Raw genomic sequence first — 336 nt, 5'->3', positions numbered from 1 at the left:
TTCCACGTCCATCTCGAGACGCTTCCGCTATCCAAATTACTTACTTCTTCCAGATTGTTAAAGAACGACAGCCGATATCTGTTGATATCCTCTGACTGGCTCAATCGCCAATGAGAAAAACTCGAACCAAACTTCATTCGAATGTTTGTCATTGAGGATTATCGAAAGCGGCCGGCATTATAACCGGTTAAACCGCTAACAGACAGTCTTTCTGTCTCAATCAACAGCCGATAAGCGTGAGCGCTCAACTTGTGCGAGAAGCTCTGGAAAGGAGGTGATCCAGCCGCACCTTCCGATACGGCTACCTTGTTACGACTTCACCCCAGTCATGAATCC

1 rRNA gene is annotated in these 336 nt (G+C 47.0%); it reads right to left on the bottom strand.

The annotated features are described in order from the left end of the window. Positions 1–267: 267 nt before the first annotated feature. A 16S ribosomal RNA gene (locus tag J8I35_RS34465) occupies positions 268–336 on the bottom strand; the annotation flags it as partial.

It is taken from the genome of Burkholderia sp. CpTa8-5 (genome assembly GCF_017815045.1).
Lineage (GTDB): Bacteria > Pseudomonadota > Gammaproteobacteria > Burkholderiales > Burkholderiaceae > Burkholderia > Burkholderia sola.
The sequence above is the reverse complement of the archived record's forward strand: the minus strand, read 5'-3'. Positions and strand labels throughout refer to the sequence as shown.